This window comes from Petrocella sp. (assembly GCF_059865615.1).
The window spans coordinates 55,138-77,533 of sequence record NZ_JCBCDA010000110.1 but is presented as its reverse complement, the minus strand read 5'-3'; the positions used below and the strand labels follow the sequence as shown (position 1 = coordinate 77,533).

At 35.6% G+C, this 22,396-nt stretch carries 24 protein-coding genes; all 24 read right to left on the bottom strand.

The window, feature by feature from the left end:
• Positions 1-60: 60 nt before the first annotated feature.
• Positions 61-1,053 (bottom strand): NAD(P)H-dependent glycerol-3-phosphate dehydrogenase, encoded by a 993-nt coding sequence (locus AC6F8J_RS12235; RefSeq protein WP_500723719.1) that lies wholly within the window; start codon positions 1,051-1,053, stop codon positions 61-63.
• A 7-nt stretch (positions 1,054-1,060) separates the two neighbouring features.
• A complete protein-coding gene (gene plsY / locus AC6F8J_RS12230) occupies positions 1,061-1,663 on the bottom strand; it encodes a glycerol-3-phosphate 1-O-acyltransferase PlsY (RefSeq protein ID WP_500723637.1) in 603 nt (200 codons plus the stop codon).
• A gap of 28 nt (positions 1,664-1,691) precedes the next feature.
• Entirely contained in the window at positions 1,692-3,017 is a 1,326-nt protein-coding gene (der, locus tag AC6F8J_RS12225) for a ribosome biogenesis GTPase Der (protein WP_500723636.1), read from the bottom strand.
• A 143-nt stretch (positions 3,018-3,160) separates the two neighbouring features.
• Positions 3,161-4,552, bottom strand: coding sequence for a DUF512 domain-containing protein (locus tag AC6F8J_RS12220; protein WP_500723635.1), 1,392 nt, complete (start codon positions 4,550-4,552; stop codon positions 3,161-3,163).
• Between the two features lie 3 nt (positions 4,553-4,555).
• Positions 4,556-5,398 (bottom strand): peptidoglycan editing factor PgeF, encoded by an 843-nt coding sequence (gene pgeF, locus AC6F8J_RS12215; protein ID WP_500723634.1) that lies wholly within the window; start codon positions 5,396-5,398, stop codon positions 4,556-4,558.
• A gap of 11 nt (positions 5,399-5,409) precedes the next feature.
• Positions 5,410-5,775, bottom strand: a complete 366-nt coding sequence (locus AC6F8J_RS12210) for a YraN family protein (protein WP_500723633.1) — start codon at positions 5,773-5,775, stop codon at positions 5,410-5,412.
• A gap of 40 nt (positions 5,776-5,815) precedes the next feature.
• Positions 5,816-6,088 carry an EscU/YscU/HrcU family type III secretion system export apparatus switch protein gene (locus AC6F8J_RS12205; protein ID WP_500723632.1) on the bottom strand — a complete coding sequence of 91 codons (273 nt, stop codon included), beginning with the start codon at positions 6,086-6,088 and terminating at the stop codon, positions 5,816-5,818.
• A complete protein-coding gene (locus tag AC6F8J_RS12200; protein WP_500723631.1) occupies positions 6,088-7,719 on the bottom strand; it encodes a hypothetical protein in 1,632 nt (543 codons plus the stop codon). The genes AC6F8J_RS12205 and AC6F8J_RS12200 overlap by 1 nt, the downstream gene beginning before the upstream one ends.
• Positions 7,691-8,515 (bottom strand): ribonuclease HII, encoded by an 825-nt coding sequence (rnhB, locus tag AC6F8J_RS12195; RefSeq protein ID WP_500723630.1) that lies wholly within the window; start codon positions 8,513-8,515, stop codon positions 7,691-7,693. Before rnhB ends, AC6F8J_RS12200 begins: the two co-directional genes overlap by 29 nt.
• Positions 8,516-8,713: 198 nt before the next feature.
• Entirely contained in the window at positions 8,714-9,571 is an 858-nt protein-coding gene (gene ylqF / locus AC6F8J_RS12190) for a ribosome biogenesis GTPase YlqF (protein WP_500723629.1), read from the bottom strand.
• Positions 9,572-9,738: 167 nt separating this feature from the next.
• Entirely contained in the window at positions 9,739-10,287 is a 549-nt protein-coding gene (gene lepB, locus AC6F8J_RS12185; protein ID WP_500723628.1) for a signal peptidase I, read from the bottom strand.
• Positions 10,288-10,510: 223 nt separating this feature from the next.
• The gene (gene rplS / locus AC6F8J_RS12180) at positions 10,511-10,858 is read right to left on the bottom strand and encodes a 50S ribosomal protein L19 (protein WP_500723627.1); all 348 of its coding nucleotides are present in this window, start codon (positions 10,856-10,858) and stop codon (positions 10,511-10,513) included.
• A gap of 78 nt (positions 10,859-10,936) precedes the next feature.
• The gene (trmD, locus tag AC6F8J_RS12175) at positions 10,937-11,680 is read right to left on the bottom strand and encodes a tRNA (guanosine(37)-N1)-methyltransferase TrmD (RefSeq protein WP_500723626.1); all 744 of its coding nucleotides are present in this window, start codon (positions 11,678-11,680) and stop codon (positions 10,937-10,939) included.
• On the bottom strand, positions 11,680-12,186 hold the full coding sequence (gene rimM / locus AC6F8J_RS12170) for a ribosome maturation factor RimM (RefSeq protein WP_500723625.1): 507 nt from the start codon (positions 12,184-12,186) through the stop codon (positions 11,680-11,682). The genes trmD and rimM overlap by 1 nt, the downstream gene beginning before the upstream one ends.
• Positions 12,187-12,315: 129 nt before the next feature.
• Positions 12,316-12,543 (bottom strand): KH domain-containing protein, encoded by a 228-nt coding sequence (locus tag AC6F8J_RS12165; RefSeq protein WP_125135491.1) that lies wholly within the window; start codon positions 12,541-12,543, stop codon positions 12,316-12,318.
• Positions 12,544-12,603: 60 nt separating this feature from the next.
• Positions 12,604-12,846 (bottom strand): 30S ribosomal protein S16, encoded by a 243-nt coding sequence (gene rpsP, locus AC6F8J_RS12160; RefSeq protein WP_275841311.1) that lies wholly within the window; start codon positions 12,844-12,846, stop codon positions 12,604-12,606.
• Between the two features lie 123 nt (positions 12,847-12,969).
• A complete protein-coding gene (gene ffh / locus AC6F8J_RS12155; RefSeq protein WP_500723624.1) occupies positions 12,970-14,319 on the bottom strand; it encodes a signal recognition particle protein in 1,350 nt (449 codons plus the stop codon).
• Between the two features lie 16 nt (positions 14,320-14,335).
• Complete coding sequence (gene ylxM, locus AC6F8J_RS12150) at positions 14,336-14,680, bottom strand: YlxM family DNA-binding protein (RefSeq protein WP_500723623.1); 345 nt, start codon at positions 14,678-14,680, stop codon at positions 14,336-14,338.
• A gap of 87 nt (positions 14,681-14,767) precedes the next feature.
• Complete coding sequence (locus tag AC6F8J_RS12145) at positions 14,768-15,157, bottom strand: VOC family protein (RefSeq protein WP_500723622.1); 390 nt, start codon at positions 15,155-15,157, stop codon at positions 14,768-14,770.
• Between the two features lie 119 nt (positions 15,158-15,276).
• Positions 15,277-16,299, bottom strand: a complete 1,023-nt coding sequence (locus AC6F8J_RS12140; protein WP_500723621.1) for a TRM11 family SAM-dependent methyltransferase — start codon at positions 16,297-16,299, stop codon at positions 15,277-15,279.
• A gap of 37 nt (positions 16,300-16,336) precedes the next feature.
• Positions 16,337-17,266: a signal recognition particle-docking protein FtsY gene (gene ftsY / locus AC6F8J_RS12135; RefSeq protein ID WP_500723620.1), complete on the bottom strand. Its 930-nt coding sequence runs from the start codon at positions 17,264-17,266 to the stop codon at positions 16,337-16,339.
• Positions 17,267-17,300: 34 nt separating this feature from the next.
• The gene (gene smc, locus AC6F8J_RS12130) at positions 17,301-20,867 is read right to left on the bottom strand and encodes a chromosome segregation protein SMC (RefSeq protein ID WP_500723619.1); all 3,567 of its coding nucleotides are present in this window, start codon (positions 20,865-20,867) and stop codon (positions 17,301-17,303) included.
• 198 nt (positions 20,868-21,065) lie between these two features.
• On the bottom strand, positions 21,066-21,752 hold the full coding sequence (rnc, locus tag AC6F8J_RS12125; protein ID WP_500723618.1) for a ribonuclease III: 687 nt from the start codon (positions 21,750-21,752) through the stop codon (positions 21,066-21,068).
• A gap of 245 nt (positions 21,753-21,997) precedes the next feature.
• Positions 21,998-22,225, bottom strand: coding sequence for a phosphopantetheine-binding protein (locus AC6F8J_RS12120; protein ID WP_500723617.1), 228 nt, complete (start codon positions 22,223-22,225; stop codon positions 21,998-22,000).
• Positions 22,226-22,396: the final 171 nt, after the last annotated feature.

The following is a 22,396-nucleotide window of genomic DNA, read 5'->3' as shown; positions in this document are numbered from 1 at the left end:
GTAGTTTACGGATACTTACTATTTGATTTTATCATATTGTTTTTCAAACAGCAATCATCATCAAGACTCAAATTTTCGATCTCTTAACATCAGTTCTGTCACAGCTTCTCTTGGATTTTTGTTGTTAAACAATACTTCATTGACCTGTTCAATTATAGGAAGCTCTATTTCGAATTTTGCAGCCAAAGCGGTTGCTGCGTGAGCTGCGTAGACGCCTTCAACAACCATGCTCACTTTTTTTTGTGCTTCTTGTAGTGTTAATCCTTCTCCTATAAGTATACCGGCTTTTCTGTTTCGACTATGCACACTTGTACAAGTCACAATCAAATCTCCTATACCAGTAAGACCATTAAAGGTCTGAATATCGCCACCCATAGCCAGACCAAGTCTAGATATCTCAGCAATACCTCTTGTCATCAATGCCGCTTTTGTATTGTCACCAAACCCAAGTCCATCTGAAATACCTGCTGCTAGTGCAATAACATTTTTCAGTGCGCCTCCGATTTCAACACCTAAGACATCCGAACTTCCATAAACTCTAAAAAATTGATTCATAAATGTTTCTTGTACTTTTTTTACAATGCGCTCATCTTTAGATGCGGCTACTACGGAAGTTGGTATTTTCCTGGCCACTTCTTCTGCATGACTGGGTCCGGAGAGTACGGCTATAGGGTTGGTATGAATGACATCCTCTATAACCTCGGCTAGAGTAAACAATGTTTTATCTTCTAGCCCCTTACCTACATTAAGTATAATTTGGCTTGGTTTTATATATTCTCGTACCATAATTGCCGTGCTTCTAACATATCTTGAAGGTACGGCAAATATAACCATGTCTGATCCAATCACAGCTTTTTTTATATCGTTTGTAATGAGAATAGTCTCATCTATTTTAATTCCGGGAAGATTGTGTAAGTGTTCATGATGTTGATTCAACATTTTGACTTCTTCATCTACAATCGACCACACCGCTACTTCATGATTGTTTTCATTCAGTAGCATAGCCAGGGCAATGCCCCAACTACCGGCACCCAGTATGCTCACTTTCATAATAAACCTCCTAAGTTGCCTGTTTTTTTACACCCAGCTTATTTTCTTCGCCTCGAATTAGACGGCCGATATTAGCCTTGTGTCTATATATGGCAACGATAGCTAGAATGGATGTTATAATCACTTCTTGTGTCCCACCTGGATAAAGTATGAAAACGCCAATGGGCATAATGGTTACTAAAAGTATAGAACCTAATGAAACATATCTGGTCAGATAAATGGCTAAAGATGCAACTGCCCAAACAACCAAACCAATACGCCAATCAAATGCAAGCAACATACCAAGTGTTGAGGCAATACCTTTTCCACCCTTAAACTTCAAAACAAAAGGCCAATTATGACCAATGATAACACCTGCACCAGCATAGAGTCCTGCTAATTGAGATTCAAATAACGTTCTAGCTATGATGACCGCTAAAACAGCCTTTAATATATCGCCCACAAAAGTCAACATTCCTAACTTCCATCCCAAAACTCTAATGGCATTGGTTGTACCGGAATTCCCACTTCCATGTTCCCTAATGTCAATATGTTTAGTTCTTTTAGCAACAATATACGCTGTTTGAAAGCATCCTAAAAAATACCCCATAATAATACTGATTAAATAAGACATAATACCTTTCCTTTCTTAAGCCGAGCCATTAATCTTCTTTTCTTTCCCGAATCAACATTTTAAGAGGTGTACCCTTAAAACCAAATGCATCTCTTAACTTATTCTCTATATACCTTATATATGAAAAATGTGCCAATTCCTTATCATTGACAAAAAGGACAAAAGTGGGCGGTTTAATTGCAACTTGTGTCATATAATAGATTTTTAGACGTTTCCCTTTATCGGATGGTGGTTGATTCATAGCCATTGCATCATAGAGAACATCATTTATAACACCGGTTTGTACTCTAAGGGTCTGATTCTGAACGACCATCTCAATGGTTTCAAAGAGTTTATTGATTCTAAGACCAGTTTGTGCTGATATGAACACAATGGGTGCATACGTCATATAGGCTAAGGTGACTTGTATCGTATCTAAGAAACGGTACATGGTCTTGTCGTTTTTTTCTATCGCATCCCATTTATTGACAGCAATTATTGCACCTTTTCCTCGATCGTGTGCGATGCCAGCTATTTTTGCATCTTGTTCCGTAATGCCCAGAACGGCATCAATCATAAGTATAACAATATCTGCCTTTTCAATTGCCGCCACCGCACGTATAATACTATACTTTTCAATCTCTTCTTTAATTTTATTTTTACGCCTGAGTCCGGCAGTATCAATAAAAATATATTCCTTTTCATCGTATATAACCCTTGAATCAATTGCGTCTCGTGTTGTCCCTGCTAGCTCACTTACAATATGCCGTTCTTCTCCTAAGATTTTATTGATTAATGATGATTTGCCGACATTCGGTTTTCCAATGATTGCAATTTTGGTTATTTCTTCTTCCTCTTCCGCTTCAACCTGTTCGTAGAAGTGTTTGACGATTTCTTCTAGAAGATCACCCATGCCAATCTTGTTTACTGCAGATAATGGCATGGGTTCACCAAGTCCCAGATTATAAAACTCTAATACATCGTACTGAAGTTTGTCAAAGTTATCTGTCTTGTTAACACATAATACAATTGGTTTTTTACTCTTTCTTAACATATCAGCTACTTTGTAATCCGTATCGGTTACCCCTGTCAAAACATCCACGACAAACATAATTACATCTGCCGTTTCGATAGCCGTTTCAGCTTGATAACGCATTTGCGACAAAATTACATCCTTTGAATCAGGTTCTATACCGCCTGTGTCAATAATTGTGAAATTATGATTCAACCATTCTACATCTGCATATATTCGGTCTCTTGTGACACCTGGCGTATTTTGTACAATGGCGATTTTTTCGCCTGCCATCATATTAAAGATGGTCGATTTGCCGACATTGGGTCGCCCAACGACTGCGACTATGGGTTTTCTACTCATTGCATTCTCCTTATATGTAAAGCACTCTACATAATGACTCCGTTAGCCTGATTTTTCACATTTGAATTATCGCTGGGAACATATCAACGTAATCTATATATTGTATGTGAATTTAGTGAAACTTAGTTTTGACCTTTTAACCATTATATTCTATTTGGTTCAATATGGTTCAGTATCGATTGAATCAAATCACTACCAAAACAATCAATAAATGCCATCGGTATGCCAATAGCTTTTTCCATATCTGAAACCGTCGTATCATCTAGCAATACCCCTTCACCATCCCTTAGAATATTGTCCGGCAAATAAAGATGTTGACCAAGATCAAAGGCCTTTAGCTGATGAAGGATATCTTTGCCTGTTAATAACCCTGATACCGTAATCTGAGGACCAAAAAAAATATTTTCAATACCAATAACTTGAAGTTTCAGATTCTGAACCTTAGACTCTAACATGGACATAAGTTTTTTTAATATTGGTTCAAATAGCTTTCCTGTCACTAAGGTTATTTTAGTTTCTTTAATGCTTATATGATTCATTCCTTCTATTTCTCTTGTTAGGTCATCTACAAACATACGGGTCATACCTACACCATTTTCCAGTTGTAAATACCCATCATAAGTAGACTCAGTAGGCACTTCTACTCCCGCCATGATATAGAACTCATCACCTAGATGAATGAAATGATGATTATATTGTGCCATATATTGTTGTTGAAGACCTTCTACAAGCTTGATGATTTCTATACAATCCTCTTTTGAGAAAGGCGCCAAAGGGTAAAGGCCGTCTCTATGTTTGGATAAACCAACAGGTACAATAGATACGGATTGAAGATGAGGTATATATTTGCCAAGAGCTTGAATTGAATAGACTAATTCGTCTTGGTCATTTAGTCCTTTACAAAGTACAATTTGACCATTCATGGTTATGCCGGCTTCATAAAGACGATTCATGTAGGTGACTATTTTACCTGAATTTTTGTTTTTCAACATCTTTTGTCGCAGCTCTAAGTTCATGGTGTGAATGGATATATTAATTGGAGACAGATGATACTCTATAATTCTGTCCACTTCTCTACTGGTCATATTTGTTAGGGTAATATAGTTGCCTTGTAAAAATGATAGTCTGGCATCATCATCCTTAAAGTATAAAGTTTCACGCATGCCTTTTGGCAATTGGTCAATAAAGCAAAAGACACATTTATTTCTACATGAACGGTATTCATCCATTAAATTGTTATCAAAGATCAGTCCAAGATCTTCATCTTCATCTTTTTCAATCTCATACAGCCAAGGTTCATTGTGTTCTAAGTTATAAATCATCAAATCAATAAACTCATCTTGAACAAATAAATGATAATCCAAGGCGTCTTGGATTTTTTTACCATTAATACTTATCAGCTTGTCTCCCGACTTTATGCCTAGTTCGCCTGCAATACTGTCTTGTTTTACGCCAAGAATCTTATGATAATATGCTTCATCTTTGTTGTAATGCTTTAATTCCAATGCTTCACCTTCTTCATCATGACAACTCAATCTTTACTCGGTCTTCAATTTCAAAGCAATCATAGCCGCAAGACTGCCTCTTTGGTTTCCCATAAATCGATGAGAATAAAAAATATCACTATGGCACTTAGTACACAAATCCGTTACAACCATATTTTTATCATCAATACCTACACCTAGCAATAACAATCGGTTGGCTTCCCAAAGATCTAATTTAAAGTGTTCATCATTTATTCTTGAGATAATCCGTACAATTATATCATGATTTAGATATTTTTCAAACTCTTTTATAACATCCGTACCAACTTCATAACAACAAGACCCTATGGAAGGTCCAATCCCAACTAAAATATCTTTGGGTTTGCTGCCATAGGTCTGTTCCATGCGTTCTACTGTTTTTGGTCCAATACCTTTGACGGTTCCTCTCCATCCTGCATGGGATAAGCCAATAACCTTTTTTATTGGATCCAAAAAAAACAAAGGGACACAATCCGCATAGAAGGTAGTGAGTGTGACACCTACTTGATTGGTTATTAAACCATCCACACCAATAATATCCGATGTTCTATAAAACCCTTTTCCTCGATCTTCTTTCCCAACCACACGTACTTCTGCTTCATGGACTTGGTCACTAAAAACCAAAGTATCTGCATCAACACCAAGGGTATCACAAAATCGATTGAAGTTTTCTTCAACGTTATAAGGTGAGTCACCCCTATTTTTCCCAAGATTCATGGATTCATAAACACCCTTGCTTATACCTCCAAGTTTTGTTGAGAACCCATGGTTCACCAAACCGGTAGCTTCTAAAGGGGGTAGCTTTATAATCACAACTTCTTTGTGCCTGTCAATATATAAACTTTTAGAACGTATCATCTTGATTCCTTTCAATAATTCACATATCTTTTATCCATTTCAAAAGCGTTTTTATAATGTGTAAGGGTTTCATTAAGGATATCGATAATATCAAAGCGCATAGACTGACCAAACAAATTCATAACCTTACAATAGCTTAAACTTGATTTCATTAATCTTTGTCTTTTTGCATAACCGACAGCTTCAAAAGGTTTACCTTTTTTATCTGAGGTTCTATATTTAACTTCAATAAAAATGTAAGTAGATGATTTATAGGCTATGATGTCAATTTCACCATATCTTGTATAATAGTTTCTTTTAATAATCCTATAGCCCTTTTTAATCAAATAGCTGACGGCCATTTCTTCATAGTGATGGCCCGTATCTCTTTTGTTCATAAGACCCCCTCGTCAATTGTAAAAAATGTCTACTCTATTTTTATATTTTATCACGTAGTTTGTCCAAATCCGTCACAAAAACCAGAATTTCAGCCACCACTTTATACAGCTCTTCAGGAATGTAATCGCCAATCTCCAGTTTCGTTAGTTCATCGGCTAGTTTGGCATCCTGATATATAGGTAACGCTTCCTCTTGAGCTTTTTCTATGATTTTATCAGCAATGACGCCTTTTCCTTTTGCCACTAGATTTGGTGCTACTTGACCTTCACTATACTTAATAGCAACTGCTTTTTTTTTCTCTTTCATTATCATCACGCTCTCATATCAAAAGTATACCTGCTGATGTTGGCTTTTATATCCTGCCTATCAAGAAAATCGGTTACAATATCAAAAGATTTTTGCAAAGCTAATACCTTTATGGATAGCACATTAAAGTTCTTTCGATTTAATAGGTTATGAAGTTCATATAGATTTTCATTTACGATGGGAATTTGTTTTTCATCAGTCATAAAAAACTGAATATCCAAATTTTTTCCTGTTTTTTTTATATGAATATCTGTATGACCAAGATTTAGGAGATCAAGACGTACAAGTGCGGTTACGGGTTTTTCTTTATCTCTATTTTTCTTTCGATCACCAATAACATAGAGTTCCGAATGCAAGAGTTGGTCTTGTAATAGCATAGGTAGATGGATCAAGCTAAAGTCCTTACCAAGTGAATTAAGAAAGGATAGTGAAAACTTGATATTTTGAGCTTCTTTTAAGACATTGTTACCTTCATCTTTCAAAGCATGTTCATCTGTTTTAATTAATTCAGTCATTTTTTGATTTAAGGTCTTATAATAATCTTTGACTTGTACCATGTCCCCGAGTTCATCTTTTGACATAAGCATACCTTTGACTAGAGTAGCATAAGTGCTGTCCGACTTAAGTTGTATAAGAATATCCCTTAATTGTTCTATTGGTAACAGCTTCTCTTTTCCTATATTAACGAAGTCTAATAAATCCAATTGTTTTCCGGATTCTAGTTTTTCAATCAACTGCTTTTGAGTGTCGCTTGGAGGTAACTTTTCTCCTGAATCATTAGCATGCACAATCACTTGTTGTCTTAAGTGACTTGTTAGCTTTTCCACATCTTTTATAAGAAGCATATCTCCAATGGGTGTTTTTGACGTTGGCTTAGGCCATGCATCTATGTTTGAGTTCGATGTGGCCTTTATAACTTGGTTTAGGTTATTAAAAAAATCACTGCTATTTTTGTTGTTTGTAAGCAAGGTTAATGGCGTTGTGCTTTGTTCTAATGTTGGGGTGTTTTTGACCAGTAATGGGGAAAACTCCGCCTTAGAGCCCATGGCGGTTGTTATATCATCGGCTAAGGCCGTTATGCTTTTCATCAAAGCATGCTCATTATTTTCTAACATGGTGAGTTGCAGTATGTTTTCCGACGTTATCGGTATGTCATGCTTTACCATGAAAATAAGCTGTTTAACCGTTGCTTCGGAAAACTGCTTGGTTAATTGTATAAAACTTTTTAAGCTTTTGTCACTGATGGCCATATTATTTTCAATTAATTGACGAACCAAATGATGATTTTCTTCTGTCATAGGTAGTTTGGCATTTTCTAAAATATTTATTAGTTTATCATCTACCAATTGAGGCGCTTGCTGTAAAGTCGTAAGCAGTATTTGTTTTGCAGACGCTTCTTTTACAGCTAAAGCAACTTCATCACCAATAGAAAACATGGCTGGTTGTGCTAACTTTGCATCAAGTATTTGACCATTTGTGAGCTTGATTTTTACACCGGTTAAGGTCGCATCAAGAACCTCACCTTTGACAACCTGACCTTCTATATAGGTTAGCTTCTCACCTTTTAAGCCATTGGTTTCTCCTGTGTTTTGAACCTGACCATATTTTTTATGAATCATGCTCGGATCTATTTTCAAATTCATCACTCCTTGAAGTACTTATATGGGTTTGTGTAACAAGGTTTTTTATAAAAGATCTACGGTGAATAGAACAAGGTCCTACTTTTTTAATGGCCTCAATATGTGTTGTCGAACCATAACCCTTATTTTTATCAAAATCATAGGCCGGAAAGATTTCATGATAATCCTTCATCATTCTATCTCTCGTTACTTTTGCTATTATACTGGCTGCGGCTATTGAGATGCTCTTTTCATCACCTTTAATGATGGGTAGTTGCTTTAGTTTAATACCCGGTATGGTAACCGCATCCACTAGGAGTATATCCGGCTTAGTGTTAAGATTGGTGACCGCTTTTTTCATAGCTTTATAAGTGGCCTGTAATATATTAATCGAATCGATTGTCTCGACACTTTCTAAACCAATGCTTACCGCGATGGCTTCATCCATAATCTGATCGTAGAGCATTTCTCGCATTTTCTCTGATAGTTTTTTGGAATCATTAATGTAAAGTAGCTTCGTGTCTTTCTTCAGAATGACAGCTGCTGTGACTACCGGACCGGCTAAAGGTCCTCGTCCCACTTCATCAATACCACAAATATATTCTAAATGGTCATATTTATATTCATAAGTGCGCATACGTTCAATTCTGTCTAATTCCCTATTATAAGCATGTATTTTTTTTCTTGAACAGTCAACCAAATATTTCACACCTGCTCTATCATCCTCTTTAAATTGTTTAATAAAAGCATCCAGTCCATAGACGTCGGTTTCTTTGTAGATTTTTTTAATGTTATTGATGGGCAAAGTATCCATAGTACCCCCCTGATTTGTTAGTGGTTGCTTATATCTGTTTCCATTATAACCTATGACAAGGTTCTGATAAAGATATTTTCTATTATTTGCATAATATGGTTAAGGCGTCTAATTTAACTTTTGTATATGCGTTTAGTAAAAATAAGTTTTACTCTTTTACCCTAATAAGAAATAGGTACTAAAATCAGCACCTATTTCTTATGTATACTCTAATACAGACTCTAAGGTCATTTTGCCTATTTTCCCATTTCTAAATTCATCTAAAAACATTTTAGCCATTCGTGAAACGTCCGGTTCACCACCCGGTTTTAAAAGATGTCTAGTTATGGTTACCGCTTCAAGTAACTCATGACCTTTTTTACCCGCCACATCCGTCATTGGGTATTTATCCAACAATAGCTTCGGATATCGATCTCGCATGAACTCTAACGCTAACATTGCCAGACCTTCAGTGTCCAGTATTTCTTCCCGTATGGAGCCAATCATAGCCAGTTTGATTCCTACATTTTGATCTTCAAATTTAGGCCATAACACACCAGGAGTATCTAGAAGTTCAAACTCATTTTTCAACTTTAGCCATTGCTTGCCTTTTGTTACACCAGGCTTGTTACCTGTTTTGGCGCTGGCTTTACCAACCAGTTTATTGATAAATGTACTTTTCCCAACATTAGGAATCCCTACCACCATAGCGCGCATAGGTCTGTTGAGTAAGCCACGTTTTTTATTACGTTCAATCTTTTCTTTACATGCTAGATTAATAGCCGCAGATACACTTTTTATACCTTTTCCGTTTTGTGAGTTCACCTCAACTACAACGTAGCCTTGGTCTAAAAAAAACTCTGCCCATTTTTTTGTTTCTTTTCCATCGGCCAAATCTACCTTGTTTAAAACGATAATCCTAGGCTTATTCTTGGCAAGTTTAAGTACCTCTGGGTTTTGACTGCTAATGGGTACTCTTGCATCTACCAGTTCAATAACTACATCAACAAGTTTTATGTTCTCTTCCATCATTCTTTTTGCTTTGGTCATATGACCTGGATACCATTGTATGTTCATATAAAACCTCATATTTCTCTGCATATATAAAGCATAATGAGTGATTACCCACTATGCTTTCCTAGTATCAATTAATTTAATAACTCTATTTCCCTACGTGTAGGATTTCTATATGAGTTGCGGCCGACTTGCTAGCTGAAAGCCTAGAACACATCTCGAAATGGCATCTAACCATCAATGAATCCAACTAGTTTTAGCGGCCAAATCCGTACCACCGCTTTTCCAATGATGTCCTTTTTATGTATGGTTCCAACATCTATATAGCGACTGTCTGAGCTATTATTACGGTTATCACCCAGTACGAAATATTCATTGGGTGGCACGACAATCGGTAAATTATTTCCATATTCTGTTATTATATCAAAATTATATTTAGAATCTATTGCTTCACCATTCACTAAAAGTGTACCATTTTGTATGTCTACAGACTCCCCAGGAAGGGCAATGACTCGTTTAATATAATATAGCTTAGGCTCATAGGGGAAAATAATAATATCATAACGTTCGATTTCACTAAAACGATAACTTAATTTATCAACCACCAATTGATCACCATCATGGAGTGTTGGCTCCATCGATTTTCCAACGACATTCGTTTTTTGTCCCAAAAAATTAAAGATTATAAATACAACTAATAGTGCTATGGTAAGGTCTCTAGCCCAACCTATAAGTTCTTTTCTTAATTTGTTCTCTTCCAAGTTTTTACCTTCTTTCATACGTTTAACGTCGAACTAAAGATTATCTGCCCCTTGTTATGTCATTGTACACCTTTTTCACATGACAACTCAAGTTATTTTAAAAAATGTAATAAACTTTTAACCAAGGTTAAGGTTTCAAAACTACACAGTTGAACTTTTCATACAATACATTAGTTATAAAAAAATAAAAGGGCAGTACCAGATGTTGGCCTTACCCTTTTTACTCTCATATAAGATACTCTTATCGAATTAATTCCTTAACCTTAGCGCTCTTACCGATACGGTTTCTTAAGTAATTTAATTTTGCTCTTCTTACTTTACCGCGTCTGATTACTTCGATTTTTTCAATGTTTGGTGAATGTACAGGCCATGACCTTTCAACACCAACACCGTAAGAAATCCTTCTTACTGTAAAGTTTTCTTTGGAACCACCGTTTTGTCTGCTAAGAACTGTTCCTTCGAACATCTGAACTCTTTCACGGTTGCCTTCTTTAACTTTTGCATATACACGTACTGTATCTCCAACGTTAAATAACTCTACATTTTCTTTTAATTGAGCTTGCTCAATGCCTCTAATAATGTTATTCATTTGAGTATCCTCCTTCCATCATAGATGTTCATAATATCCGTTTCATAAAAGCGGAACATCCGTAGTCACAGTAAATTACTATAGCATATTTACATCATAATTGCAATATTTTTTCAAAAATTGTTTATCACTTTCCGTCAAATTAGCATATGATAATAAATCCGGTCTTTTTTTACAAGTTCTTAAAAGGGATTGCTCCCTACGCCAGATTTCTATATTTTTATGATGCCCAGATAATAAGACTTTTGGTACACGCATACCCCTAAAGACTTCTGGCCTTGAGTATTGAGGGTATTCGAGGAGGTGATCTTGAAAGCTTTCATGTTCACTGGAGCAATTGTTCTTTAGGACACCAGGGATTAATCTTGCAACAGCGTCAATAATAAGAACTACGGCCATCTCACCACCTGTTAGAACAAAATCTCCTATTGAGACTTCATCGGTCACAATACTGTCAATGATTCTTTCATCAACGCCTTCATAATGACCACACAGAAAAGTCAACTGATCCGCCTGGGCAAACTCTTCGGCCATTGCTTGGTTAAAGGTTTTTCCCTGGGGTGTCATATAAATCAATCTCGAGGGGCCTTCCTTTTTGACAAGATCTTCATATGCATCTAGGACCGGCTGTGCTTGTATGACCATGCCTGCACCACCACCATATGGATAATCATCCACTGAATTGTGTTTTGAGTCACTAAAGTCTCTAAAGTTAATGGAATTGATTTGAAGAATACCTTTTTCTATAGCCTTTCCAATAATGCTATGATTTAAACTATCCATAACCATATCTGGGAAAAGTGTCAAGACATTGAACTTCATCACATCAATCCTTCCATGACATAAACCTTCATTTTGTTACTTGCTATGTCCACATCCAGAATACAATCTTTAATGGCAGGTAGTAAGAGTTCTTTGCCGGTTTCAAGCGTAACCACATATACTTCATTACTGCCTGTAAAAAGTACGTCTTTAATAATACCCATATAGATATCTAAGTGGTCATAAACCTTTAAGCCTATTAAATCTTGAACATAATATTCATCAGTCTCCAGTGGCAAAGCTTCTTCTTTGGGTATCTTAATAATGCCTTGTTTTAGACTTTCGGCCATATTCATATCCATCACTTCTTTTAATTCCAGTAAGACGAACTGATGCAAATACTTAACCTTCACCACTGTATAATCAGCCTCTTTACCTCGTGCATCTTCGATCTTAACTTTTTTTAACAATTCAAATCGTTTTGGGTCATCTGTGGTTGGAAGAACTTTAATGACACCTCTTACACCATGGGTGTTTGCCACACGACCAATATACATATATTCCATGTTACCACCTTTTTTAACCTTTAGTAAATAAGGCTGTCTCGTAAGAAATATCGCTCACAGAACGTATCACTTATAAGACAGCCCATTGATTAGCTTAACTTAATCATTTTTGTGAAATGTATCAAATGGTTAAAGTATTTCTACAACCACACGTTTATCATCTTTGGTTGCAGCTGCTTTGACAACCGTACGAATGGCTTTAGCGATACGACCTTGTTTGCCGATTACTTTACCCATATCATCCGGTGCCACTTTCAATTCCAAAATCGTAGAACGTTCACCTTCAACTTCGTTGACAACAACAGCTTCAGGATGATCCACCAGTGCTTTCGCAATTGCTTCTACTAATTCTTTCATATGCCGACCTCCTACGTAAATGACAGTGCTTATTCGTCCCAAATAGGATCTTTAGACACCTTATTCAACGATACCAGCGATTTTCAAAAGTTTGCTTACAGTTGTCGTAGGTTGAGCGCCTGTGCTAAGCCATTTTTTAGCTATTTCCGCATCGATTTTAAGATCGATTGGATCTTTTGTTGGATCATAGTAGCCTAATTGCTCAATAAACTTACCATCTCTTGGAGATCTTGAGTCTGCAACTACGATTCTATAAAAAGGAGCTTTCTTTTGTCCTAATCTCTTAAGTCTCATTTTCACCATGTGTTTCACCTCCTTATATTTAATGTTTGATTTTCAATGGCCAACTAATCCTTAGCCTATTTCTATCAATTGTATATAGAAACCACACCTTGGGTATGTACCCGATATGTAGGTATTCATGAACTAAAAGGGCAGGTTACCGAACATACTTTTACCGCCACGTCGCCCTTTTTTACCCATCATGCCACTCATTTGTTTCATCATTTTTTTGGATTGTTCAAACTGCTTGATAAAACGGTTCACATCCTGGATTTTGTTCCCTGAACCTGCTGCAATTCTATTTTTCCTGGAAATATTAATAACACTTGGATCATTACGTTCTTCTAAAGTCATTGATAAAATCATGGCTTCCATTTTAGCCATTTCATTGTCATCTATCTGTACGTTTTTCATTTGGGCGCTCATACCCGGAATCATAGCCATCAAATCCGATAAAGAACCCATACTTTTTAACTGTTGCATCTGTTCTAAAAAATCCTCGAAATTAAATTCTGCTTTTCGGAACTTACGTTCCATTTCAGATGCTTTTTTCTCATCTATATTGCTTTGGGCTTTTTCAATTAAAGTTAATACATCACCCATACCCAATATTCTTGAGGCCATACGCTCTGGATAGAAGACTTCAAGGTCGGACAACTTTTCTCCCATTCCGGCAAATTTGATGGGTTTTTGAGTAACTGCTTTAACGGATAAAGCCGCACCACCTCTAGTATCACCATCTAATTTTGTAAGAATAACGCCGTCAACACCGATTTTTTCATTAAACAGCTCGGCCACATGAACGGCATCTTGTCCCGTCATAGCATCTATAACCAACAATGTTTCTTTTGGTTTCATAACGTCTTTGAGTTCAATAAGCTCATCCATCATGCCTTCATCAATATGGAGTCTTCCGGCTGTATCTAATAGGATTAAATCATGATTATTTTTATTTCCATGCTCAAGGGCTGCTTTTGCAATGTCAATGGGTTTGTTTTGAGTGCCCATAGAAAAAACGGGTATACCTAACTGTTCACCTACAACCTGAAGTTGTTTGATCGCTGCAGGACGATAAATATCACAAGCAACCAAAAGTGGTTTTTTGCCTTTTTTCTTTAATAAACCGGCCAATTTAGCTGATGTCGTTGTCTTACCTGCACCTTGCAACCCGACCATCATATAGATTGTTGGTCCACCACCTGTAGTGAATGTGAGTTCAGATTCACCAGAACCCATGAGTGTAACCATTTCTTCATTCACTATTTTTATTACATGCTGTCCGGGCGTTAAGCTTTCCATAACTTCATCCCCGATAGCCCGTTCTTTTACTGTATTAACAAAATCTTTAACAACTTTAAAGTTGACATCTGCTTCAAGAAGCGCCATTTTCACTTCACGCATAGCGGCTTTGACATCCGCCTCACTTAACTTGCCTTTTTTCTTTAAGTTGTTAAATATATTCTGAAATTTGTCAGATAAACTTTCAAATGCCATGTAAGGCCTCCATTTTTTACATATCCTTTATCATTGCTTCCGTGATGGCCTCAATCTCAGTCAAACCTTCATCATCCTGACTTGCTTTGAGCTTTGAAATAAGCTCATGAATCTTCATGGCCCGTTTTTTATTTCTAATGAATCGATGTACAAGCTGTAATTTGCTTTCAAAGTGATGCAGCTGTTGATCGCATCGTTTCAGTGCGTCAAACACACCTTGTCTGCTTATATCTAGTTGTTCTGATATTTCACCTAGGGATAAATCATCAAGGTTATATAGTTGATACAATTGCTTTTGGCGTTCTGTTAGCAATTCTCCATAAAAGTCAAATAATAAAGTTTTTTCGAATACTTGATCCATCATCATCACCACTGTTAAGGTCTTTTACTTTACAGTGGTATTATAGGACAATATTCGTTCTATGTCAAGTTCATTTTTTTTGGTTTGTTATACGGTGATTTCCACACAGTTTCCATCCGGATCCAAAACAAGGCTCTCGTAGTAATTATCTCCGGTAACTCTTGGTTCACTGGCAATTGTATAGCCATCACATCTTAATTTTTCTGTTATTCTAACCACTTCCATTTCACTTCCGACAGATAAAGCAAAATGTGCCAATCCAAGACATGATAAAAGTTGATGCGCTTCAAGTTCAACAATATCAGGCATGGTCATCAGCTCTATTCTAGCACCTTCATCAAAAGAAATAAAATAGGACTCAAATTCTTTTTTCTTATTATGATATTTGTGACCGGCTTTACCCTTAAAATACTGACAATAAAAAGTTTTCATGGCTTCAAGTTGATTGGTCCATATAGCAATATGATTTATTTTCAATTCAACACCTACTTTTCATATGAATACAGGATTAGATTCTTATTCTATCATAACCTAAAGGACTATAAAATTCATCCTTTATATTGAATTTATTTCGGTAAAAATAAGGTATCAAAAAATTAACCCTTATAGGCAATAATAATATCCCTAGTAATAGCTTGAGATACACGATGTACTAAATTGGACATTTCAAGATCTTTCATTACAATATAACCGTGTTCTTCGAACATCTGAATCAGGCGCGCTCTTGAATCTGTGTAAGTATTCCAAGAAATGGCCATTGCGCCTCCTTTTTTCAAATAAGGATCCCATGAGGTTAAGCCTTGGTCTAATAGACCACTTAAACCAATTGTTTTTTCTCCTTTTTCTTTGCCACTATGTTGTACGCCATAAGGGAGGTCCGTTACGATCAAGTGGATTGAATTATGACGGAAAGCACCTTCAAAATTCGTTGTATCGGCTCTTAATACCCTTAATTCCCTAAATTTCCCTGATTTGTATTGATCTTTTTCTTTAGCATATTGTAATTCAAAGGTTTCACCAATGGTCTTACGGTTATGAATTAATTTACCTCTTTGATTGGTATGTTTAAATCGTGCATCTTTAATATAACGTGTTATGTAAGTACCAAGATCTGCCACGTGTTTTTTATCCTTTTCTACACCATAGGCATCATAGCCGTTAATCATGGCCTCAAATAACGTTGTTCCCTTACCACATAAAGGGTCAAGAAGCTTAAGATGAGGTTCATCATAGAAATCTGAATGATATAAAGCTAGATTCATCATCATGCGTGTAATGACCTCATTGGTTTTTCCGTTATATTTAAGACGTATACTAAGATCTTCTTCAAAATCCGGTACATACTCAATAAGAATCGGCTTAAATAGATCCTTATCAATAATTTGAAATAAGGCATAGAAAAAAGATAATCTACAGATAGATCTTAATACATTTGCATTCAATACCCTATCTGACTCAAAGGTCATATAAGTGGCTTTATTAACATTTTGGACCGTCGGTTCACTTTCTAAGAAATTATAGGCCGTTAATAAAGATTTTAATTCAACCTGACACATTTTGACATACGCATCATGGTAGGCAATATTATAATTAGGGCGCATTAATATGGTATATTTCATAATTCTCCTTAAAGTTACTCTTTTGAAGGCTTACGCCTTACTGTTTAAATAGGGCTTCAACAAATTCTTTAGGGTCAAAATTTTGTAAATCATCGATACCTTCTCCAATGCCAATAAATTTAACAGATAGATTCAATTCCGACTGTATGGCAATAGCAATACCACCTTTTGCTGTTCCATCAAGCTTAGTCAAAATAATGCCTGTAATATTGGCAACTTCTTTGAATTGTTTGGCTTGTTGTAAGGCATTCTGTCCTGTTGTACTATCAAGAACCAATAATACTTCTTTATGCGCCTCAGGAAACTCACGATCAATGATCTTATTGATCTTCCCAAGTTCATCCATGAGGTTTTTCTTATTATGAAGACGTCCGGCTGTATCACAAATAAGCAGATCAGCTTTTCTGGCTTTTGCTGCAAAAACAGCATCATAAACTATCGCTCCTGGATCCGAATTGGCTTGGCCCGCAATAATATCTACATTGGCTCGATTAGACCACTCGGTCAATTGCTCTATTGCAGCCGCTCGAAAAGTATCCGCTGCTGCAAGGACCACCTTCTTGCCTTGAGCTTTATAACGCATGGCCAGTTTACCAATGGTCGTGGTTTTTCCAACACCATTAACACCGATAATCAAAATGACGGATTTTTTCTCTTCAAAACTATAGGCGTCATCGGATAAGCACATGATTTCCATTAATTCTTCTTTTAGTAGTTTTTTGACTTCCATTGGATCTTTGATATGCTGTTCTTTTATTTTTATTTTAATGTCGGATATGATTCTTAGCGCCGTATGAATACCAAAGTCAGCCATAATAAGTGCTTCTTCTAGTTCTTCATAGAAATCTTCGTCAATATTTGAAAATCCACTTAAAACTTGATCCACACCACCTAGTATATTATCTCTTGTTTTTGTTAGGCCCTCGACCAATTTACCAAAAAACCCTCTTTTTTTATTTTCTGACATAATAACCTTTCTTTCCGGAATACCAATCTATATTTTATTCCAATATATCTTCTAATAATTTAACGGATACCTGTGTTGATATACCTTTTTCCTGCATTGTAATGCCATATAATGCATCACTTACTTCCATAGTGCCTCTCCTATGGGTAATGATGATGAATTGTGTATTTACAGTTAGTTTTTTTAAATACTTAGCAAACCTTTCAACATTAGCATCATCAAGAGCAGCCTCAATCTCGTCAAGTACACAGAAGGGAGATGGCTTAAGACTTTGTATGGCAAAAAGCAGTGCAATGGCAGTAAAAGCACGTTCACCACCTGATAGAAGCATCATACTTTGAAGTTTTTTGCCTGGAGGTTGTACATTAATATGTATCCCTGCATCCAGTACCTGTTCCTCATCAGAAAGTCTTAAAAAAGCCTTACCGCCACCAAAAAGTTCTTTAAAAACCTGTTGAAACTTAATGTTAATTGCATTAAACTGTTCTCTAAACTGAAATTGCATTTTTTCTTCTAATTCTATAATGACTTTTCTAAGTTCTCTTTCTGCTTCAATTAAATCTTCTTTTTGTTCGGATAAAAATTGATGCCGTTCATCGACCGCCTTATATTCCGTAATGGCATTGACATTCACATCGCCTAGATCCTTAATCTGTGTTTTAAGGGCTTCAATGGATTTCTTGATGGTTGACATATTGACAAGCTGATTTTTTTCTTGCTCAATTATATGATTATAAGTCAACTCGTACTCATCCCACATGTATTCCATGAGGCCTTCTTTTTGAGTTTCAAGTTTTGATATGGTATTTTGAATTCTTACTGCCTCTTTTTCAAGTAATGTTATGTTTTCAGACAATTCTTCTTGCTTTAGGTACAATTGTTCTTGTTCTTTATTCAGTTGTTGTTTCTCTTCATTTTTTTGCTTAATCTGATTTTGTACGTCATGAATACGCCCGTCGAATGTAGTTATCTCATAAGCATAGGTCTTAAGAAGTTCTACCTTATCCTTTTGACTGATACATGCAGCATGAACATCCGACTCTATTCTTTGGATATCGTCTGTCAATTCATTTATTTCTTCCTTCATTCGTTCTAGATTGCTTTTTGCATTTTGACGTTGTTCATTTAGGGATGCATATTCAAGACGAATGTTGGTGATGCTTTCGAATAAGTTTTCTTTTTCCTTCTTTAGATTAAGTGATTTTTCCATCATTTGTTTGACGGTAAATTCTGCTTCATCCTTATTAACCTCATTTTCCATAAGGATTTTTTCGAGCTCTTTTAACTGAAGGTTCAACTCTTGTTCTTGAACCACAATCTGATCTTCTTCAATTCTAAGTTCTTTTAGTTCTTCATTACTTTTAGCCACTTCACGATTTAATTGATGCATTTGAATATTTTTCCCATTTAATTCAATAGAAGCTTTTTGGATGTTAGAGAGGATTTCCTCTAGTTGTTTATCTAATCCACTTTTTTCTTTTAGTAAATTTTGATAGGTCAAATCTGTTTCATTAAGTTGCTGGTCCATTTTTTGGATGCGTTCTTTCAAGGTCTCAAGGTCTCTTTTTCTAGACAAGAACTGAGTATTATCATTCTTATATGCACCCCCGGTTAAAGAACCACCAGGATTGACCACATCTCCTGTTAAGGTAACAATTCTTAGGGTGTTGTTATGTTTTTTGCCCATTGATATTGCGTCATTGATATCTCCTACAATGATGGTTCTCCCTAGTAAAAAAGATAAAATATCCGAATATTTATCCGATGCTTCTACTAATTCATCACCATAACCGATAAATCCTTTTTCCATTCGAATTGTTGGATTTTTTTGTACCTTGGGTTTGATATTAGTAATTGGTAAGAACGTCCCACGACCTGCTTTTTGAGTTTTCAAATATTCTATAAGCCCTTTTGCTGTTGCCTCATCTTCTGTTATAACATTTTGATAATTGCCACCGAGGGCAATTTCAATGGCTTTTTCATATTTTTTCTCTACTTTTAAGATGTCAGCAACGACACCACATATCTTATTCTTATAAGCAGGTAGATGTCTTTGTGACATGACTTTTTTAATGCTATGATTGTAACCTTCATATTGATCTGTAATTTCATTTAATGCTTTATGCTTAGACTTTAGATTCTGGAGCTCTGAAACCATAGCATTACGTTTGATTTCTATGCCACTGATTGCCTCGTGCAAAGCAATTAAAGAGGCATTTATATCCGTTTTTTCTTCCTCTAGTTTGCATATTTCAGCTTGATAACCTTCTCTTAAATCTGTTTCGTCTTTCAAAGTCGTTCTTAATACTTCTAATGATTTGGCCAGTATACTTTGCCTAGCTTCAAGGCTTTCTTTTCTAGACAATGAATTTTCAGTCATTGTGTGATACCGTTGCATTTTTGTTTTGATGTTGGATATTTCATTAAGTCGCTCTATCATATTGGTTTGAATGATTCCAACAGCGTCTTCATCCTTTTGTATAATATCATTAATTTTCTTAAGCTTAATTTCTTGCTCTTTTAAATTACTTTCGCTTTTTTCACTGCTTTCAAAAAGAGAGGCCATATCTTCTTGATATGTTTCAAACGCTTTTTCATTTTTTTCTTTTTTTTGCTTTAGAGTGCTTATATCCACTTCAAATCTTTTTATATTACTATTTAGATGAGTGATTTGTTCCTGTGTTAATTTAATTTCACTTTCTTTTTTTTCTTTTTGTACCGTCAATTGGGTTGACTGATTCCTTATGACATCAATCTCACTTTCAAAATTTTCGATTTTTTTTAGAAATTCATTGTGTTTTGATTTGTTGAGCTGATAATTTGAACGTACTTGTATGATTTGATCTTCAATGATTTTTATCTTTGCTTCATTTTCACCTAGTTGAGCGTTGATTTTATTCATTTCCATAACAAAACCACCAATCTCATAGACTTTTAATTCTTCTTTATACTTGAGATAGGCTTTTGCTTTGGTAGCTTGTTCTGTTAAGGTATCTTTCTGATAGGCTAATTCTGTAATAATATCGTTGACTCTATAGAGATTTTGCTTTTCTTCATCTAATTTTTTTTCTGCATTTTCTTTGCGCTTCTTAAACTTCACGATGCCAACCGCTTCATCAAATAAAGCCCTTCGTTCTTCCGGTTTATTCGATAGTATTTTTTCAATCTGGCCTTGTCCGATAATAGAATAACCTTCTTGTCCAATACCTGTATCCATAAAAAGCTCTAGTACATCCCGCATCCTACAGGTAGTTCCATTTATTGAATATTCACTTTCACCTGAACGATAGACCTTTCTTGACACGGTTACTTCCGAATAGGCAATGGGGATTTTCATATCTTGATTATCAATGGTTAAATCAACTTGGCAAAAACCAAGAGGCTTTCTGGCTTCGGTACCGGCAAAAATGACATCCTGCATTTTGTTACCGCGTAACTGTTTGGCACTTTGTTCACCTAGCACCCATCTGACTGCATCTGCCACATTGCTTTTCCCACTGCCATTTGGACCAACAATAGCTGTGATGCCTTTTTCAAACTTAAATACCATTTTATTGGCAAAAGACTTAAACCCGTACAACTCTATGCTTTTTAAATGCATGCTGATCTCTCCAAAATGTGATTGCACAGGCTTAGCCATTACAATCACGATATTTTAACACTGTATTTGGGTTAAAGTGTCAAAACCAAATGGATTTGACCCTTTAACCAATATTTCTTTTATTTAGTCGATTCTTATAATCCATCAATAAAAATTGGACAACTTATAATACGTTTATAAATTGTTCAGAAATTATTGTTAAACGATTTTTTTAATTGCATCAAACGCTGCTTCTTGCTCTGCAGATTTTTTACTTCTTCCAAATCCATGACCAATGGTTTTATCTTCGTGAACGACGATGACTTCAAAAAGCTTAGAATGATCTGGACCTTTTTCACTCACAATAACATATTCAACAGACTGATCACTGTTTTTTTGAATAATTTCCTGAAGATGGGTTTTGCTGTCAACAAATAGCTTTCTTCTTTCTACATCTTTTAACAATGTAGATTCAACAAAAATACGCGCTTCTTCAAGACCACCATCCAAATAAATAGCACCAATTAATGCTTCTACCGCATCTGACAAAACAGATGACCTTAATCTACCTCCTGAATTATCTTCGCCCTTTCCTAATAGCAAATAATCACCAAGACTGATTTCTCTAGAAAAATTAGCTAGCGTTGGTTCACAAACAATACTGGCTCGAAATTTAGTCAACTCCCCTTCTAACATTTCATCGTACTTACGAAATAGGAATTCTGATGTAATGATTTCTAGAACTGCATCACCCAAAAACTCCAGTCGTTCATTGTTTTCAAATTTGCTAAGTCGATGTTCATTCGCGTAGGAACTATGGGTTAAGGCTCTTTCAAGAAGTCTTAAATCCACAAACTGATACCCAATAATATCTTGAAATTCTTCAACATCTTTTACTTGGGACATATCTTTTCTCACTTTCTTAAATTGTAATTACAGTTAAATATTATAACATAAACTTGTTTCTTTTTCTATTAAATAACTGATTCAAAACCGAATACGCACCCGCCTACGTTCGGCAGTAATCATATATACTGTGTAAGGGTTTTCATGGGACCCCTTTAAAGATCTAATCTAAATCCTATAACAAAAAAGAAGCTTCATTAACTGAAACTTCTTTTCTTATATCATCAAACTTCCTTGATTAAATCTTACCCGTTATTCTTAACCATATTAATCGCATCTCCAACAGTTTGAATACTGTCTAAGGCTTCCTCATCTAATTCAACATCATAGGCATCTTCTACAGCCATAATGATTTGTGCCAAATCTAGAGAATCAATACCAAGGTCATCTGAAAAATTCATATTTTCTTTTAATTCTTCCTGCCCATATGTCGTAAATTCTGCTATGATTTCTAATAATTTACTTTCATCCATAATTAGCTCCTTTCTCATTAAGTTCATCTTTTAGAACCCACCTGAAATGATAAGATGTCAAAACTAAGTCCAATCAAACAATCTTCATTTTAACTATGGTTAAAGGGTCAAAACTAAGTTTCACTAAATTCACATACCATATACAGATTACGTTAATGCATTCGTAACTAT